Source organism: Serratia grimesii NBRC 13537, from assembly GCF_001590905.1.
In the GTDB taxonomy this organism is placed as follows: domain Bacteria; phylum Pseudomonadota; class Gammaproteobacteria; order Enterobacterales; family Enterobacteriaceae; genus Serratia; species Serratia grimesii.
On record NZ_BCTT01000017.1, the window covers coordinates 82768 to 98054 of the forward strand.

Below are 15287 nucleotides of genomic sequence, written 5' to 3' on the forward strand. Positions count from 1 at the left end.
TTTTACATTCATAAAGTCAGGATCTGCGCCATAACGGCGGCGATCCCCCCGTACACCAGCAAGGGCAACACGGTCTTTCTTATAATTTTTCCTTCAGCATTGCTGATCCCAAGGATTGAGCAGACGGCGATAATATTATTCAGGCACACCATATTGCCCATGGCCCCGCCCACGGATTGCAGAGCCAGCGTCAGGTTGACGTTTAGCCCGCTGCTCAAGGCGATAGAATGCTGAATGCCGCCAAATGTCAGATTGGAAACGGTATTGGATCCTGAAAAGAACGAACCCAGTGCACCGAGGAACGAAGAGAACAGCAGCCAGCTTTCCCCGGTGAGCGATGCCAGCGCTTTGCCAATGAGGATCACCGGAGCATTGTCGCCACCTTGCATCATCAGATTGACCATCACTAAAGCGCCAAAAAGGGCGATAAAGGGTTTAGCTATGCGCCCTCCGGTTTCTGTAAACATCTGCTTTACCTGTTTGCGGTTTAGCTGAAACAGGGGAATACACAGCAAGACCACCAGTAAAAAAGGGATCAGTGCGGGTACATACAACGTTTTGTAGCTCGCAGCAGCAGACGTGCCTAATACCTGCTGTAATTCAATGATCAGGGCATCACTGATGCGCAGCTCGCCCAGACCACCGAGTTTGCCATTCCATAAAGGTGTATTGCTGTTGAGCAGCGCTTTAATACCCAGCTGATGAATACGCGTTACTATCAAAATAGCAATCAGCAGCAGAGTTGGGGTCATTGCTTTGATCACGTGAACGAATGGCACCGGTTGAGAGGATGTTTTGCTTTCGCTGCGTGTCAGACCAACTCCGGCGCGTGCCAAGAGTACTGACAGCATCAGGCCAATGGCACCGCCAACCAGAGCGGGAAATTCATAGTTAACCTGTGCCAACAGCAAATAAGGCAGAGTGCAGCTCAAGACGCTGAGCAAAATAAAGGGCAGGTTGCGACGAATCTCATGCCAGGACACGATAAAACGGAGTGCCAGTAATGGAATAACAAACCCAGCGACAAAGTGGATCAACGCGGTTTGACGACCAATGTCCAGCAAGTCGGCATCGGGAAGCCCCAGATTGGCGAAGCCGAACCAGGTGGGCGTGCCGACGGCACCGAATGACACAGGTACAGAGTTCATGACCAGCGTTAGCAGAGCCACGCGCAGTGGGTTAAAACCTAACCCGACGAGGATGGGGGCCGCAATGGCGGCGGGAGTACCAAAACCACTGGCTCCCTCAATCATAAAGGCAAATGCCCATCCGATGATCATCAACTGTGCGACTGGGTTAGGGCTGATATTTTCCAGCCAGTTCCGTACAACATTTTCCGCTCCGCTGATCTGCATCAGTTTATTGAGCAAAATAGCGCCAGCGATGATGGTAATTGGCGTGAAAACTGAAACCAATGCGGTAATGATATTGGCGTGCAACAACAGTGGCAGGCCATTGAACCAAAACATTTGTACGGCATACACGGCAGCCGCTGTCAGCGGGAGCGCGATATAGGAAGGAACACCGTTCTTTTTGGTCATCATCCAGATCAGCAGGACGATGGGCGCAATACTGAAAAGCAGGGACATAAAAGCCTCAGGGTTATTATTGTTATTTGTAGAGGTATGTAGCCGAAAGGTTAATTACCGCAACATTTTCATTCTAATCACAACCTTGGCCGATGTTCCATTCGGCAATTATCCGGTATTGAAAAGTAGGGCGGTATCGTCACTTTGTTGGCGGCGGTGTTCATATTGATGGGTTGATTATTTTATTAAAAATCAAAGTGATAATTTTATTTTTTATATGATGAATGTGTTGGGTCACATTAATTACACAATAATCATCAATAGATTATATTCAAAAGTGGCGTAATCCCTGACGGGCGCTACGGGCCCGTTCGGAATAATAATGTGATCTGGTTCAAAAATAGTGGCTGATACTTTGGTAGGACGCGATGATATGTTCAATCAGCAGTCGGGTTTTTAGCGGTAAATTACGGGTATAGGGATAGACTGCGTAAATGCCTAATACTTTGCCGCAGTGACCAGCCAAAATTTCCACCAGCTTTCCATCCTGTAAATCCTCATACACCATGCAGCGTGGCACCATAGCAATACCATAACCGCCGATCACGGCCTTGCGGATTGCTCTGGCATTATTGGCAGACAGGTTGCCATTAACCTGCAACTCATAAATTTTGCTGCTGCCTGGCTGTTTCATCAACCAGTTGTCGGTACCGCTTTCCTGATAGGTGTAGGTCAGGCAATTATGCTGGAGTAGGTCATCGGCCGAGTGAGGCTCGGGATGTTGCTGCAAATAGCCGGGCGAGCAGACGATCACCCAGCGCGAATCCAGAATCGGTCGGGCAATCAGGCTTGAGTCTGGCAGGGTACCGGTACGGATTGCCAAATCAATCCCTTCATTGACCAGATCGACGAAGCGATTTTCGAGCCGCATCTCAACCTTCAGATTGGGATGGCGGGCGCAGAATTCTGCCACGCTCTCACTTAGCAGCAATTCGCCTGAAATGGTCGGGACTGACATACGGATCACGCCGGTCAGTTCATCGCTTTTTTCACTGACAACGTTCAGGGCTTGCTGAATTTGAGCGCCAATCTCCTTGGCCTGGTGGTATAGGCTTTGGCCGTTTTCAGTCAGCGTCAGGCTACGGGTGGTGCGGTACAGCAGGCGTGCGCCAAGGGATTTCTCCAGTCGGCCGATACGTTTACTGACCACCGAACTGGTAATTCCGGCTGTTTCAGCGGCTTTGCTGAAGGAACCGCAATCAACAATCAGGGCAAACAGGATCAGGTCGTTGGCATATTCATGTGTGGGCAGCATCAGTTGGTGTTTTCCTCGTCCCAGAGCAACCGTCAGTGTATACCCGTCATACTGCAAGCTGCATCTTTGTTGGCAAGTTTGTGCGCCTTGGTCGACGCGCTATCTATGCCCCTGAAACTCATCCGCTGCGGTTGGGCGAAAATTTCGCGGCCAGAGAGCCATCACCAGTGCCAAAATGAGAATTGTTATTGATATCACTTTTAGGCCGCTTACAATGCCTGCCATCTCAAGATTTAGGGTAAGGGTTCTTCATGGAGTTGCTACGGGTGGTGTACCACCAGTATCGCTGGCCGTTTTTGGCGGTAATGGCGTTAACCATGGCCAGCGCGGCGTTGGGCATAGGTATCATCGCCTTTATAAATTTGCGGCTGATGACGGTAGCGGGCAACCCTTTGGCCGTATTACCCGAATTCCTCGGGCTGTTGGCATTGCTGATGGCGGTAACGCTGGGCTCACAGTTAGCGCTGACCACGCTCGGCCATCATTTTGTGTTCCGGCTACGTGGCCAACTGGTTAAGCGCATCCTGGATACGCATATTGAGCGAATAGAACAATTGGGCAGCGCTTCGCTGCTGGCAAGTCTGTCCAGTGATATTCGTAATATCACGGTTGCTTTTGTGCGCTTGCCGGAGCTGGTGCAAGGGGTGATATTAACTGTAGGATCGGCGGCCTATCTGGGTTGGCTGTCACCACAGATGCTGCTGGTAACCGCGATTTGGGTTGCCATCACAGTGGTGGGTAGCGGTTGTCTGGTGTCTCGTGTTTATCGCCATCTGACCCGTGTGCGTGAAGCGGAAGAACGTCTGTATGAACATTACCAATCTGCGATTGATGGCCGTAAAGAGTTAGCGCTGAACCGCGATCGTGCCAAGGCGTTGTACCAGCAGGCCTACCAACCCGATGCTGAAGATTATCGACATCACATTATCCGCGCGGATACCTACCATCTCAGTGCCGTCAATTGGTCGAATATCATGATGTTGGGTGCGATTGGTTTGGTGTTTTATATGGCAAATAGCCTGGGCTGGGCCGATACCGCTGTTGCGGCGACGTATTCACTGACGTTGTTGTTCCTGCGTACGCCATTGTTGCAGGCGGTAGGGGCATTCCCGACGCTGATTAGCGCTGAGGTGGCTTTCGGCAAGGTCAAAGCGTTGCAGCTTGCAGATTATCAACCCACGTTTCCTACGGTAAGCTCCAAAGCCTGGCAAACCCTGGAGCTGCGTGATGTGATGTTCCACTATGGCGCGGCGGAGCAAAAAGCCGGGTTCGCAGTTGGGCCTATTAACCTGACGCTGCGCCGTGGTGAACTGGTCTTCCTGATTGGCGGCAACGGCAGTGGAAAATCAACGCTCGCGATGCTGTTAACTGGGTTATATCAGCCGGTTAGTGGGCAAATTATGCTGGATGGTGTGCCACAGACTCCGGCAGATATGCATGATTATCGCCGTTTGTTCTCCGCTATTTTTACCGATTTTCACCCGTTCCACCATCTGCAAGGGCCTGAGGGGGAGCAGCCAGATACTGCGCTGGTAGAAAGCTGGCTTAACCGATTGAACATGAAAGACAAGTTGAAGTTCGATGGCCTACGAGTGACCAATCCGCAGCTATCGCAAGGACAGCGTAAACGTCTGGCGTTACTGCTGGCAGTGGCTGAAAAGCGGGATATCCTGCTATTGGACGAATGGGCGGCGGATCAGGATCCGCAATTTCGGCGTATCTTCTATCGTGAGTTGCTACCGCAGCTACGCGCACTGGGAAAAACGGTTTTCGCCATCAGCCATGATGACCATTACTTTGAACATGCCGATAGGCTGTTGCAAATGCGTGATGGGCATCTGAGCGAATTGACCGGCAATGACCGTGAGCGTGCCAGTCGGGACTCGATTTCGCAGATTGACTGACCCTTGTCATTTGGGCCGCATCGGCGGTCCGAATAACTGTGTGTGAGCGCAGGGTACTATCCGATAAATACAGCATATCACGTCACCTCTCCTGCAAATATCCAGTCTAACCTGCCGCCAATTCCCCTTACCTAAAGTCAATTAATTGAGTATTGATTTATTTACTGGTGGTTTAATTTTGATCTGTTGTGTTGTGTCACACTGCGCCATCGTTCACCAATGCAGCATGCATTCATCGCCTATGACGCACCGTCCAGACTGTTTCTCTGTAGCTACCTCGCCTCAGGTGTCTGGGTAGCAGTTATTTTTTAAATTACTAGGGTAACAAAACACTTTATTGATCGTTTAAATAGATCAATAATTGGATTTTAATTGATTTAATCTATTATGCGAGGCGGCTGTGATAAGCAAGGATGACGCGGATATCAAACGTAAAGCTTGACTGTGCGTGTTTATCGGCTGCGGGGTGTTTTGGTTGGCCGTCGCCGCTGTGATTTATTGGCTGCTTATTTAGGAAATGTGTCGATGGACAAAAAACGCGTAAAGAATACGGGGGGCGCCCGGGATGATAGCCCGGCCAAGATCCCCCCTTCCTGGCAGTTGACTCGTGAGCAACGGGCGTTTATCAACGACCTATGGCAAGACGACGCCGTAGAGTCTACATCGGAGCAGCCTGCGCAGCCCGATGTTAATGAATAACCCGATTGCGTCCGGCCAACATGCCGAACAGCATTTGCAGCAGCGTCAATCCCAGCAAAATGGCCAGCGGTAACCGCCAGCCTTGCGTTAGATCGTGCAGCAGACCGAACAACGTTGGCCCTAGCGCCGCCAGAAGATAGCCTACCGATTGCGCCATACCCGACAATTGTGTGGCCTGGTGATGATGGCTACTGCGTAGGCCAAAGAAGGACAGTGCCAGCACCAGAGAGCTTCCCGCCCCCAATCCGGCAAAAATCAACCACACCAGCGAATTTTCCGGCCTCAATAACAGACCGGCAACGCCGATAAAAATCAGCAGCGAACTGCACAGTGCGATAGCCCGCTGATCCCGTGCACGCGGCAGAATAAATACCATGACGAAGTTAGCAACGATCGCCACCAGTTGATAAATAAACAGCTCAAAACCCGCCTGTTGCGGCGAGGTGCCGTGGCTGGCGGCAAAGGCACTGAACCAACCGATAATGGTGTAGAAGGTAATGGACTGTAAGCCCATAAACAGCGCGACTTGCCAACCAAGCGCACTGCCCCAAGGGGAGCGGGATGGCACAGGTTGAACGACGGGAGTGGTGCTGCGCATGGACGTGGCGGGGCGGCGCAGTTGCGGCAGCCAGACAATCAACGCCAATAAAGCCGGTAGGCTCCAACACAGCAAGGAAAAACGCCAGCCTAGATTGTTCAGTGCTGCCAGCGGTACGGCCAGGCCAGAAGCGGTAGCCGCGACCAGCGACATCACGGCGGCATAGCCTGCAATCATCGCGGCGGCCCGTTGCGGGAAGTCGCGTTTCACCAATGTCGGCAACACCACGTTGGCAAATGCGATAGCGGCGCCAATCAAAACACTGCCCAGCCACAGCATGCCGGTTTGCGGCAGGGAACGTAGCACAATGCCGGTAACCAACAGTAATAGCGCCATACCCAGAGTGCGTTCAATACCCATACGTTTGGCCAGGCCGGGTGTCACTGGTGATAACACAGCGAACAGGATCAGCGGCAGTGAGTTAAGCAGGCCAGCCGAGGTAGCGGACAGGGCCAACTGCTGTTGGATTTGTTCCAGTAATGGGCCAACGCTGGTCAGTGCGGCCCGCAGGTTGGCCGCAACCAACATAATGCCGCAGATCAGTAATAAGGGATGGCGTAACCGGCTGCGTTTTATAGCGGCAGACGTTTGGGGTAAGGCAGAATGGGGCATGAGTTCCTCGCACCAGGGCATGCAGTCAATCAATGCTGCACGGCATGATGCGTTGATTGACGTTAACGCTTACGTACCGACAGTTGGCCGATATCTGCGCGCAAGTGTAGGGGAAGATCCCCCGGCCTGACAAGGGGGCGCTGAAACGGCAGAGACGCAATTCTGGTGTTTGCGAGGAAAGGTTAAGGAAGCATAATTGCTATTATGTGATCCCGATCACCTGATGAATTAAAAGTCAGCCAGGTAGACGGTTACACCACCGCTTTCGTTTTCTGCATATCGTCGGGCTCTTCATCCCGGCAACTGCGCCCGCTCTGATTTTTCACTTTGCCTTTCTCTGTCCTTAAAAATTTTCACTTCATTTCGATTCGAAAGGTTTTTAGCCAATTTTTCTGCTAAAACAGCGCTGTAGCCCCGATCACAATTTCATTGCTTTCGCTTTGCTGTAATGCCAGCGCAGTAGAGCGAAAGCCATCTTCTCCCCGGCCCGGCCGGAAACCTGAGGACCGCAGCTCATGCCAGTGAATACCGCAAAACGACGTGAACACATTATTGATCTGTTATGCGAACACGGAAGCGTGCGCGTGGAGCAGCTCAGCAAACAATTTGCAGTATCCACGGTGACGATCCGCAACGATCTGCGCTTTCTGGAACGAAAAGGGTGTGCGCTGCGGGCTTACGGCGGCGCGATGCTCAATCAACAATTCGCCTTCGATCGTCCGTTACATGACAAGGGGCGGTTAAACCGCGACGTGAAGTCGCAGATCGCGAGCGTAGCGGCAAGCTATGTGCGTGATGGTGATGCGCTGATCCTCGATTCCGGTTCCACCACCACTCAGATAGTGCCGTTCCTGAAAGGGCGACGCGATTTGGTGGTGATGACCAATGCGCTGAACATTGCTTATGAGCTTTCAGGTAACGATGGGGTGGAGGTGATGGTGCTGGGTGGCAGTGTGCGCCGTAACTCCTACTCGCTCTACGGTCCAGCTGCCGAGCAGCAATTGCGCCAGTACCGTTTCGACAAATTGTTTTTGGGGGTCGACGGTTTCGATCTGGCTGCCGGTATTACCACGCCTCACCCCGGTGAGGCACACCTTAACCGTGTGATGTGTGAGGTGGCGCGCGAGATCATCGCCGTGGCGGATGCCAGCAAGTTTGGTCGCAAGAGCTTTTGCATGATTCGTGAAGCTGGACAAATTCATCGGCTGATTACCGACAGCCTTCTTCCGTACGATTACGAGCGGGCGTTAACCGAGTTGGGCGTGGAGGTTGTCATCGCCGATCGGTAGTACGGCGCCTGCGTGGGGGATTCATGCAGCAGTTGTTACAGCTTATTGAGCAGCACAAGGCCGGAAAACCGGTTGGGATATTTTCCGTTTGTTCCGCTCACCCCTGGGTGCTGAAAGCAGCCCTGCGGCAGGCCAAAGAGCGTGGTACGCCAGTGCTGGTTGAGGCCACATCGAATCAGGTCAATCAATTTGGCGGCTACACTGGCCAAACCGCGGAGCAATTCCGCGATGCCCTGTGGCTGTTGGCAGATGAGGTAGGGCTGGCGCGTGATCGTCTCTGGTTAGGGGGCGACCATCTCGGCCCGAATGCCTGGCAGGATCGCCCGGCAGAAGAGGCGATGATGCTGGCAGAAACACTAATCGATGATTATGTCCGTGCCGGCTTTCGTAAAATTCACCTTGATTGCTCCATGTCTTGCGCTGGCGACCCTTTCCCTTTGAATGATGAAACGGTGGCCACTCGCGCAGCGCGATTGTGTGCCGTTGCAGAACGTGCCTGGCAGGAAAGCGGCGGTGAGGCACCGGTGTATGTCATCGGCACTGAAGTACCGGTGCCAGGTGGCGCACAGGAAGCGCTGGAAGGTATGCAGGTCACTACGCCACAAGCCGTACAGCAAACGCTTGACGTTCACCGGCAGGCTTGGCAACAAGCAGAATTGGTCGATGCCTGGACGCGAACCATTGCGCTGGTGGTGCAGCCGGGTGTCGAGTTTGATCATCACAGCGTGGAACACTACCAACCGCAGCGTGCCCATGCGCTAAGCCGTTTTATCGAACGGCAACCGGGTATGGTTTACGAGGCACACTCAACGGATTACCAACCCCCACAGGCCTACCGGCAGCTGGTGAGCGACCATTTCGCCATCCTGAAAGTCGGCCCAGCGCTGACTTTTGCCCTGCGCGAGGCGCTGTTCGCCCTGGATCATATTGAACGTGAATGGTTGGGCGAGCATCAGTCGGCACAGCTGTGTGCCACGCTGGAACAGGTGATGCGCGAGCAACCACAGCAGTGGAGCCGTTATTACCACGGCAATCCGCATCAACAATATCTCGACCGCCACTACAGTCTGAGTGACCGGGTACGTTACTACTGGCCGCAACCGCAGGTCCAGCAGGCAGTGGAACAGCTGGTAGACAATTTGCGTCGTCATCCCGTCCCGTTGGCGCTGTTGAGTCAATATCTGCCCGATCAGGCCCGTGCAATGAATGCAGGTGAGCTAAGCGAGGATCCCCAGGATTGGGTGATGCACAAGGTGACGCAGGTGCTCAATGATTACCATGCCGCCTGTTATCCGGAGGTGCATTGAAATGCCAAATATCCTGATGACGCGTATCGATAACCGCCTGGTGCACGGCCAGGTCGGCGTGACCTGGACCAATACCTTGGGTGCCAATCTGGTGGTTGTCGCCAACGATGAAGCTGCCGCCGATCCCGTGCAACAAAACCTGATGGACATGGTGGTGGCTGAAGGGGTGCAGACGCGCTATTTCACGCTGCAGAAAACCATCGACGTGATCCACAAAGCGGCAGATCGGCAGAAAATCTTTTTGGTATGTAAAACGCCGCAGGATGTTTTGCAACTGGTGCAGGGTGGGGTGCCGATCCGTTTCGTGAACGTCGGCAACATGCATTTCGCCGAGGGTAAGCGACAGGTGCATAAAACGGTCTCACTGGATGACGATGACGTTGCCGCTTTTCGCGAGTTGGCTGCGCTTGGTGTCGAGTGTGAGGTACGCCGGGTGCCGGATGAAGCGGGTGAGGCGATCGGCAAACTGTTGTTTTGAGGTCGGGGGTAATCATGTTGACTGATGCATTATTGATTGCGCTATTGGCAGGATTGGCAGGGGTCGATCTGTTTGATGGTCTGACCCACTTCCATCGTCCGGTAGTGCTGGGGCCGCTGGTCGGTCTGATTCTGGGGGACGTTTACACCGGCCTGTTGGTCGGGGGCACGTTGGAATTGGTGTGGATGGGTATGGTGCCGCTGGCGGGAGCTCAGCCCCCGAATGTGGTGATTGGCGGGGTGATTGGCACAGCATTCGCCATTCTGACCAAGGCAGATCCTAAGGTAGCGATCGGCGTTGCAGTGCCGTTTTCGATTGCAGTACAGGGCTGTATTACGCTGTTGTTCACCTTGTTTTCGCCAATGATGCACCGTTGCGACCGTATGGTGAAAGAACTGAACTGGCGCGGTATCGAACGGGTGAATTATCTCGGTATTGCCATCCTGTTTACGTTCTATTTTGTGGTGGCGTTTTTGCCGATTTATTTCGGTGCCGACGCGGCCAGCGCCATGGTGCAAAAGGCGCCGGTTTGGCTGTTGGATGGCCTGGCGGTAGCGGGCGGTATGATGCCGGCGATTGGTTTCTCATTACTGATGAAAGTGATGATGAAAAAAACCTACGTGGCCTACTTCATCCTTGGTTTTATTTCCGTCACCTTCCTGAAATTGCCCATTCTGGCAGTAGCGCTGGGCGCGCTGGCGATCGCATTGATCGATTTCTTTAACAGTCAACGGGCCGGTGCGGATTCGCCCAAACAGCCTGTACAACAGGAGGATGCTGAAGATGGCATTTAATGATTCCGACGACGTGCTGGCACAAAAAGCGGAGAAGCGTTTAGCACAGGCACTGGCCACCAGCCAGGTCGAGCAGGATGACTACGTCGATAGTCAACCCGCGGAGGCGTTGACCCGTGGAGATATCAACCGCATGGCTTGGCGTTCGTTGCTGTTGCAGGCGTCGTTTAACTATGAACGTATGCAGGCCGGTGGCTGGCTGTATCAGTTGATCCCGGCGTTGCGCAAGATTCACCGCAATCCGCAGGATCTGTCCAACTCGATGAAAATGCACATGGAGTTTATCAATGTGCACCCGTTTGACGTCACCTTCCTCTCCGGATTGGTGTTGGCAATGGAACAAAATAAGGAGAAAATTTCCACCATTCGCGCAGTAAAAGTGGCGCTGATGGGGCCACTGGGGGGCATTGGCGACGCGCTGTTTTGGCTGACGCTACTGCCGATCTGTGCCGGGATTGGTGCCTCACTGGCGCTGGAGGGGAGCCTGTTCGGGCCGATCGTATTCCTCCTGTTGTTTAACGTTTTCCATTTCGGTTTGCGCTTCGGGCTTGCGCATTACGGTTATCAGGCTGGTACCAGTGCGTTGGCGCTGCTGAAAACGCACACCCGACGAATATCCCACGCTGCTTCGATTGTCGGCATGACGGTGATCGGTGCGTTGGTGGCCTCATACGTTCATCTTTCCACCCCGCTGGTGATGCATGCCGGCAAGGCCAGTGTGGCGTTACAGACCGACGTGCTGGACAAGCTGATGCCCAACCTGTTGCCTCTGTGCTTTACGCTGCTGATTTTCTTCCTGATGAAGCGTGGTTTTTCACCCGTGAAATTGATTGGTGTGACGGTGGTGATTGGGGTTGTGGGCAAGTTTATCGGTTTATTGTGAGGAAAGGGTTATGCCAGGCATTGTGATTACCGGCCATGGCGGCTTCGCCAGCGGGCTGTTGCAGGCGGTTGAGCAAGTGGTGGGGCCGCAGGAGAATTGCGTCGCGGTCAATTTTCCCGAACAGATGAACACCACCCAGTTAAAAGCGGCGCTGAGCGCCGCGCTGGCTGAGGTGACGCAACCGGACGGTGTGGTATTTCTCACTGACATGCTCGGCGGTTCACCGTTCCGCTGTGCCAGTGAACTGGCTGACGTGCACGGGGATTGTGAGGTGTTGACGGGAGTGAATATGCAGTTGGCGGCAGAAATGATGCTGGAACGGGAAGGGTTGAGTCTGGATGAGTTTCGTGAAGTGGCACTGGCATGCGGCAAACGCGGCCTGACCAGTCTATGGCATGAAAGACGCCGGGTAAAATGCGAGGACGTGCAAACTGACGGCATCTGAGGAAAACGGGACGCCGCCAGTGGGCGGCGTCCGGTAGGTTAATCTGCCACAGGCAGTGGGCTCAGTGACATGCGGGCCGGTTGGTTTTCTTCTGCGCGGCTAAAACGCCAACAGCTTTGATGATATTTCGCCACGCTGTTGCGGTGCGCCACGCTGACCAGTGTCACCTGCGGTAACTCATCCACCAATAAACAATACATCAGTTGTTCTGTCTCATCGTCTAGCGCGCTGGTGGCTTCGTCGAGGAATAAAATGTCTGGACGGGTCAGAATGGCGCGGGCGAATGCTAGCCGTTGTTGTTCACCCGGCGACAGGCGGTGACTCCAGTTAGCGCTGGTATCCAGCCAGCGTTGCAGATGCTTCAGACGGCAATTTTCCAAGACTTTCAACAATTGCTCATCACTGTATTCGGCTGCAAGGTGCGGATAACTCAGTGCTTCCCGCAGCGTACCGATCGGAATATAACTGCGCTGTGGCAGAAATAGGGTACTACTGGCGGCGTCGCGACCAATCGCACCGGAGCCATATGGCCAGATACCGGCGATAGCGCGCAGCAGCGTGGATTTACCGCAGCCCGATGGACCGACGATCAGTACGCGCTCGCCGCGTTTCAGTGTCATCGAGGTTGGGTCCAGTAAACTCTGGCCGTCTGGCAACTGTAGACTGAGACGATCGAGGATCACCGGTTGACCGTTTTCCTGCTGCAATTGAATGCCACGTTGCTGATAGTGCACCTGTTCCACCGCAGCGTTAAAACCGGCAAGACGGTTAACACAGGCTTTCCAGGTTGCCAAATCGCTGAAGGCATCAATAAACCACGACAACGCTCCCTGGACCTGACCAAAGGCGGAGGCGATCTGCATCATGCCACCCATTTGGATGGCCCCGGAGAAATAGCGCGGAGCGGCTACTAACATTGGGAAAACAATGGCGAATTGACTGTAGAAGTTAGAGGCGATATTGAGCCGTCGGGTAATGCGCATAATTGACCACCAGTTGGCGCGAATGGTGTCAAAGCGGTCGCCCAGCTGCTGTGCTTCGCGCGGTTCACCCTGATACAGCGCAATCGCATCGTTGTTTTCACGGATGCGGATCAGGCCGAAACGAAAGTTTGCCTCATAACGCTCCTGATTAAAGCCGAGTTGGACCAATGGTTTGCCGACCCACCAGATTAATAGTGAACCCAGCACCGCATACAAGAGGGCAAACCACACCATGTAACCAGGCAGGGTAATAGCATGCTGGTGAATGATAAATGTCATTGGCCCACTGACGTGCCAGAGAATGGTGATAAAAGAAAACAGGGTCACCAGACTGGAAAGCAGCCCGAGAGACAACGACAGTGTGTATTGTGTCAGGACGTTGAGATCCTCGGCGATACGTTGGTCGGGGTTATCAACGATCTGCTGTTGCTCGGTATGGTAATAGGCCTGATGTGCCAACCATTTTCCCATGAACTTCTCTGTCATCCAGCGCCGCCAGCGCATTTGCAGGCCTTGCGTCAGATAAATTTTATACACCGCCAGTACGATGAAAATGAGCGCCAGATAGGTAAAGCGCCAAAGCTGTGCCTTGAATACCGGGTAGTTTTTATTTTGCAGCGCGTCATAGAACACTTGGTTCCATTGGTTGATCAATACGCTGATATACACCAACCCGAGCGACAGGACGATGATGGCGATCAGCATCGACCAGGCCCGCCATTTTTCTTCCGAAATCCAGAATGGCTTTATCAATTGCCAGACGGCATGTTTAGAGGTAGGGGTAGTGTTCATGGGATCCCATAAATTATGCATTTTCTTCAGCATGGGCCGGGGGCAAGTAACAAACAAACCTGGACTGTAAGCAGTTTTAACGCAGCTAACCGTTTGAAATATTGCGACTGAATCGTCAAGGGTGATGCCATGCACGATGACGGTTATACTGGCGCCGAAATTTGGGTTGTTTATTGCGGAAAGGATAAGTGATGAAGGCGTTGGTTCCCCTGCTATTGGCCTATGGCGTGCTTGCCAGCGATCAGGCTATGGCACAGATTGATGAGCCGGATATTAATGCCGATTGTCACAAGGTGGCGAGCTACGCTGAACTTGGGAAAAGCGCGTATAAGCGTGGCGATTATTCGCGTGCCGCTGATATTTTCCGCGATCAGGCTGCCTGGAGCGAGTTTTGTGGTCTGGACGAGCAGGCGACGGCCACGGCCTACAATAACGTGGCATTGGCACTGATGCATGCCGGTGAACTGCTCAAGGCCCGCGCTTATTTAGAACTGGCACCGCAAGACAGTAAATCCCAACATAACCTAAAGCTGTTGCAACAGCGGTTAGCGAAGCAGCCGCCGTTGGATGGGCCTGGTGGTATCTACTGGCAATACGCCGGGCGTGGCGTCTGGAGTGAAGTGGACATCAAACCGCAGGATGGACACTGGTTGATTAACTATTCCGGGTATTACATGCCACAGATGGGGCTGTATTACGGACCGAATATGGGGGAATTCGCCGAGGTGCTGCCGATTGAGCATGGCAAAGCGGTATACCATCAGCGGGAACCGGAGGACGCAATGGCATGTGATGTGTCTATGCAGTTCAGGGCTGACTCGTTGGACATGCACACCCATGGTGACTGCGGTTTTGGTTTTAACGTACGGGCTGAAGGGCGCTTTGTGCGGGTTGAATAGTTAGCACCGGGCATTCAACAGAATGAATGCCCGGTGTTGTTGCAGGTTTAAGCCCAGGTGGCGGCACCACTCAGCAACTCTTTCCAGGCCTCAACGTTACCCAGATAGTTACCCGCAGGAATCTGGCGCAGGTGGCCTTCGCTGTCTTCCAACGCAAAGGTTGGGAACCCTTGCCCGTGAATTTTGGCAAGAAGTGCCCGGCTTTGAGCAATGTGCTGTGCGGTCGGTGCGCCAGCATTAAAGCGCATTTCGGCGATGAATGGGGCAGAAGGCAGGCCCAGCTCTTTTGCCAATGCTTCCAGTACTGGCGTATCGGCAATGCGGCGGCCTTCCTTATAATGCGCCTCTTGAATGCGGTGCAGCATATCCAGCCCACGACCACCCAGTGCCTGGGCTGCCAGTATTGCAGTGATTGGCGGCTCAGAATCCATGACTGCGGTGGTATCACGCAGTAGCCCATTGAAATAGGCTTCACCAAAAGTCTGCCCGGTTAACTCCGCAATACGTTTATCGTGCGGAATGACATAGTTGCGCCATTCATCCGTGATCTGACGGCGATTGTTGCCGGTCATCATGCCGCCAGCGTGCAGGGCGATGGTCAGCCCTGGAATAGTTTTGGCCGCTTTTACCAGTGGGGCAGCGCCATAGCACCAGCCACACAGCGGATCGAAAATGTAATGCAGAGTCGTGCCGGTCATGTTTATTCCTCGTTATACCTACTGTCCTTCAGGCGACAGCATTGCCGCCTGAAGGAGTTTGG

The 15287-nt window shown here is 53.4% G+C and carries 15 protein-coding genes; 10 read left to right on the forward strand and 5 right to left on the reverse strand.

The window, feature by feature from the left end:
• Window positions 1-8 precede the first annotated feature (8 nt).
• Both SGR01S_RS20395 and SGR01S_RS20400 read right to left on the reverse strand, forming a co-directional pair.
• Window positions 9-1589, reverse strand: a complete 1581-nt coding sequence (locus SGR01S_RS20395) for an L-lactate permease (protein WP_061808429.1) — start codon at window positions 1587-1589, stop codon at window positions 9-11.
• Window positions 1590-1923: 334 nt separating this feature from the next.
• A complete protein-coding gene (locus SGR01S_RS20400; RefSeq protein WP_037418357.1) occupies window positions 1924-2844 on the reverse strand; it encodes a LysR family transcriptional regulator in 921 nt (306 codons plus the stop codon).
• Between the two features lie 251 nt (window positions 2845-3095).
• Between SGR01S_RS20400 and SGR01S_RS20405 the strand changes: the two genes are divergently transcribed.
• Both SGR01S_RS20405 and SGR01S_RS24390 read left to right on the forward strand, forming a co-directional pair.
• On the forward strand, window positions 3096-4748 hold the full coding sequence (locus SGR01S_RS20405; protein WP_061808430.1) for a multidrug ABC transporter permease/ATP-binding protein: 1653 nt from the start codon (window positions 3096-3098) through the stop codon (window positions 4746-4748).
• A 525-nt stretch (window positions 4749-5273) separates the two neighbouring features.
• Entirely contained in the window at window positions 5274-5447 is a 174-nt protein-coding gene (locus SGR01S_RS24390) for a YciX family protein (protein ID WP_167348764.1), read from the forward strand.
• Here the strand turns inward: SGR01S_RS24390 and SGR01S_RS20410 are convergent.
• A complete protein-coding gene (locus SGR01S_RS20410) occupies window positions 5437-6657 on the reverse strand; it encodes a CynX/NimT family MFS transporter (protein WP_061808431.1) in 1221 nt (406 codons plus the stop codon). The genes SGR01S_RS24390 and SGR01S_RS20410 overlap by 11 nt on opposite strands.
• On the opposite strand from SGR01S_RS20410, the gene SGR01S_RS24580 reads away from it, so the two are divergent.
• From SGR01S_RS24580 to agaF, 7 genes are all read left to right on the forward strand, one after another.
• A complete protein-coding gene (locus tag SGR01S_RS24580; RefSeq protein WP_255212244.1) occupies window positions 6656-6787 on the forward strand; it encodes a hypothetical protein in 132 nt (43 codons plus the stop codon). The two genes, SGR01S_RS20410 and SGR01S_RS24580, sit on opposite strands and share 2 nt — an antisense overlap.
• Before the next feature lie 385 nt (window positions 6788-7172).
• Window positions 7173-7946, forward strand: coding sequence for a transcriptional repressor AgaR (agaR, locus tag SGR01S_RS20415; RefSeq protein WP_061808432.1), 774 nt, complete (start codon window positions 7173-7175; stop codon window positions 7944-7946).
• 23 nt (window positions 7947-7969) lie between these two features.
• Window positions 7970-9253: a D-tagatose-bisphosphate aldolase, class II, non-catalytic subunit gene (locus SGR01S_RS20420; RefSeq protein WP_061808433.1), complete on the forward strand. Its 1284-nt coding sequence runs from the start codon at window positions 7970-7972 to the stop codon at window positions 9251-9253.
• 1 nt (window position 9254) lies between these two features.
• Complete coding sequence (gene agaV / locus SGR01S_RS20425; RefSeq protein ID WP_037418370.1) at window positions 9255-9731, forward strand: PTS N-acetylgalactosamine transporter subunit IIB; 477 nt, start codon at window positions 9255-9257, stop codon at window positions 9729-9731.
• Between the two features lie 14 nt (window positions 9732-9745).
• A complete protein-coding gene (gene agaW / locus SGR01S_RS20430) occupies window positions 9746-10525 on the forward strand; it encodes a PTS N-acetylgalactosamine transporter subunit IIC (protein ID WP_061808434.1) in 780 nt (259 codons plus the stop codon).
• Window positions 10515-11408, forward strand: coding sequence for a PTS system mannose/fructose/sorbose family transporter subunit IID (locus SGR01S_RS20435; RefSeq protein WP_061808435.1), 894 nt, complete (start codon window positions 10515-10517; stop codon window positions 11406-11408). Before agaW ends, SGR01S_RS20435 begins: the two co-directional genes overlap by 11 nt.
• A 10-nt stretch (window positions 11409-11418) precedes the next feature.
• Window positions 11419-11853 carry a PTS galactosamine/N-acetylgalactosamine transporter subunit IIA gene (gene agaF / locus SGR01S_RS20440; protein WP_037418374.1) on the forward strand — a complete coding sequence of 145 codons (435 nt, stop codon included), beginning with the start codon at window positions 11419-11421 and terminating at the stop codon, window positions 11851-11853.
• Between the two features lie 38 nt (window positions 11854-11891).
• On the opposite strand, the gene SGR01S_RS20445 is transcribed toward agaF, so the two are convergent.
• Window positions 11892-13628: an ABC transporter ATP-binding protein/permease gene (locus SGR01S_RS20445; protein ID WP_061808436.1), complete on the reverse strand. Its 1737-nt coding sequence runs from the start codon at window positions 13626-13628 to the stop codon at window positions 11892-11894.
• A 191-nt stretch (window positions 13629-13819) separates the two neighbouring features.
• On the opposite strand from SGR01S_RS20445, the gene SGR01S_RS20450 reads away from it, so the two are divergent.
• Window positions 13820-14527, forward strand: coding sequence for a hypothetical protein (locus SGR01S_RS20450; RefSeq protein WP_061808437.1), 708 nt, complete (start codon window positions 13820-13822; stop codon window positions 14525-14527).
• A gap of 47 nt (window positions 14528-14574) precedes the next feature.
• Here the strand turns inward: SGR01S_RS20450 and SGR01S_RS20455 are convergent, their stop codons facing one another.
• Window positions 14575-15225 carry a DsbA family protein gene (locus tag SGR01S_RS20455; RefSeq protein WP_037418381.1) on the reverse strand — a complete coding sequence of 217 codons (651 nt, stop codon included), beginning with the start codon at window positions 15223-15225 and terminating at the stop codon, window positions 14575-14577.
• Window positions 15226-15287: the final 62 nt, after the last annotated feature.

Bases quoted from the DNA above. Each gene is read 5' to 3' on its own strand.
- SGR01S_RS20420 (WP_061808433.1), top strand. From the start codon at position 7,970: ATGCAGCAGTTGTTACAGCTTATTGAGCAGCACAAGGCCGGAAAACCG.
- SGR01S_RS20450 (WP_061808437.1), top strand. From the start codon at position 13,820: ATGAAGGCGTTGGTTCCCCTGCTATTGGCCTATGGCGTGCTTGCCAGC.
- SGR01S_RS20410 (WP_061808431.1), bottom strand. From the start codon at position 6,657: ATGCCCCATTCTGCCTTACCCCAAACGTCTGCCGCTATAAAACGCAGC.
- SGR01S_RS20435 (WP_061808435.1), top strand. From the start codon at position 10,515: ATGGCATTTAATGATTCCGACGACGTGCTGGCACAAAAAGCGGAGAAG.
- SGR01S_RS20445 (WP_061808436.1), bottom strand. From the start codon at position 13,628: ATGAACACTACCCCTACCTCTAAACATGCCGTCTGGCAATTGATAAAG.
- SGR01S_RS20455 (WP_037418381.1), bottom strand. From the start codon at position 15,225: ATGACCGGCACGACTCTGCATTACATTTTCGATCCGCTGTGTGGCTGG.
- agaV (WP_037418370.1), top strand. From the start codon at position 9,255: ATGCCAAATATCCTGATGACGCGTATCGATAACCGCCTGGTGCACGGC.
- SGR01S_RS24390 (WP_167348764.1), top strand. From the start codon at position 5,274: ATGGACAAAAAACGCGTAAAGAATACGGGGGGCGCCCGGGATGATAGC.
- SGR01S_RS20395 (WP_061808429.1), bottom strand. From the start codon at position 1,589: ATGTCCCTGCTTTTCAGTATTGCGCCCATCGTCCTGCTGATCTGGATG.
- agaW (WP_061808434.1), top strand. From the start codon at position 9,746: ATGTTGACTGATGCATTATTGATTGCGCTATTGGCAGGATTGGCAGGG.
- SGR01S_RS24580 (WP_255212244.1), top strand. From the start codon at position 6,656: ATGAGTTCCTCGCACCAGGGCATGCAGTCAATCAATGCTGCACGGCAT.
- agaR (WP_061808432.1), top strand. From the start codon at position 7,173: ATGCCAGTGAATACCGCAAAACGACGTGAACACATTATTGATCTGTTA.
- agaF (WP_037418374.1), top strand. From the start codon at position 11,419: ATGCCAGGCATTGTGATTACCGGCCATGGCGGCTTCGCCAGCGGGCTG.
- SGR01S_RS20405 (WP_061808430.1), top strand. From the start codon at position 3,096: ATGGAGTTGCTACGGGTGGTGTACCACCAGTATCGCTGGCCGTTTTTG.
- SGR01S_RS20400 (WP_037418357.1), bottom strand. From the start codon at position 2,844: ATGCTGCCCACACATGAATATGCCAACGACCTGATCCTGTTTGCCCTG.